This window comes from Streptococcus oralis, from assembly GCF_001578945.1.
In the GTDB taxonomy this organism is placed as follows: Bacteria; Bacillota; Bacilli; order Lactobacillales; family Streptococcaceae; genus Streptococcus; species Streptococcus oralis_Q.
This window is the reverse complement of sequence record NZ_KQ969566.1, coordinates 1-1,361: the sequence shown is the minus strand read 5'-3', so window position 1 is coordinate 1,361 and position 1,361 is coordinate 1. Positions and strand designations below refer to the sequence as shown.

The window sequence follows — 1,361 nt, the reverse complement described above, 5'->3', positions numbered from 1 at the left end:
TGAGAGAATCCAAGGTTGTCGCTATCAGTCGAGCTAGCTTTTCACCTGCCCTAAGCAATTCCGGGTGAAAATCCTCAGACGCAGTCAATAAATTTCCCTTTCCATCCGATTGGAAAACACCAAAGTCATGGGAGCTTTCCGGATCAGTAATCTGGGTATAATGAAAGGGGACAAGGACATTGACTTTACCGACGGGTTTTTTGAGAGGTTCATCGGAGTCCCCAGGCAATTTAGTAATGGTATGTTCACGATTGAGCATACCCACGACATCAAAAGGATTGACATAGTACTCTATTTTTTCGCTAATCTTTTTGATTTTCTCATCACTGAGGCCCATTTTCTTTAAACTCTTTGTCGTGTCCGGGCCGTCAAAGAGGACTACTTTGCCGATTTTCTCCAGTTCTTGATCAGTGAGGCCCGCTACTCCTTGGGCAGAGACAATGGTTCCTAGGGAGTGACCCGTGATGTCCATCTTGGCATCTGGAGCTTTTTCGCGCATCTCTGCGATCTTCGTTTTCATTCCTACTGTCGCTAACTTGGCTTGCGGAGTATGGATATGGTTGAGCGCAAACTGAGCATCATTGTCAATCCAGTCATTCCAATTCTCTATACTGATGGCATCACTTCCACGGATAGTCATATAGGTTTTCGTAGTATCATTAGTCAAGGTAGGCGTATCCGTTAAGTAGTAGGCACTGAAACCAGCTTCATCATCAGTTAAGAGTCCTTTTTGATAACGTTTGTGTACATATTTTTCTTGACGATATCCTCCATTAGGATTAGGAAGCTGGAGATCCATCGTCTTTTCTATAGTATGTAAATCAGGATCTGGTTGCAAGTAGACCTTACCATTATGGGGAAGATGTTTACCTCCGGGAGTGATTTCCAACTCCTTCGTATCCTTATTATAAGACTCAGCATCCTGAGAAAAATCAAATTCAAGAGATTGACCTGAATCTAGTTTAGCTTGCTGGTCCTCTGTTAATTTTTCATATGGAAATATAACGGGTCTACCTCTATAAGCCGACTGAGCCAAATCCGCATAAAAATTGTCAAATGTTCTTAAATTGCTATTACTCAAATCGGTCTCCTCCTACACTTAAATAATTAACCAAGGACATTGAATTCAAATTAACTTTTCCATTCTCAATATGGAGCATCACATGCCAACCTGAATTATCAATGTTATTAAACGTTCCATAAACATCAATAATATCCCCACCACCTTGCGGAGTTCCATTTCCTACCTTATCCCATTGTGTTTGTTTCCAATCAATTTGAACCGATTCAATCTTTGAATTTTTAGACTTTACAAATTTTATAATTTCCTCTTCATGTTCCTTCAGGTAAGCCAACTGTTT

At 40.6% G+C, this 1,361-nt stretch carries 2 protein-coding genes; both read right to left on the bottom strand.

Features of this window, described 5'->3' with window-relative positions:
- Positions 1 to 1,081, bottom strand: a 1,081-nt coding sequence (locus SORDD16_RS09710) for a cutinase family protein (protein ID WP_128973511.1), incomplete at its 3' end; no start/stop codon positions are given.
- Positions 1,074 to 1,361 (bottom strand): hypothetical protein (locus SORDD16_RS09705; protein WP_061453282.1); only part of this gene is annotated, 288 nt, incomplete at its 5' end. The genes SORDD16_RS09705 and SORDD16_RS09710, both read right to left, overlap by 8 nt.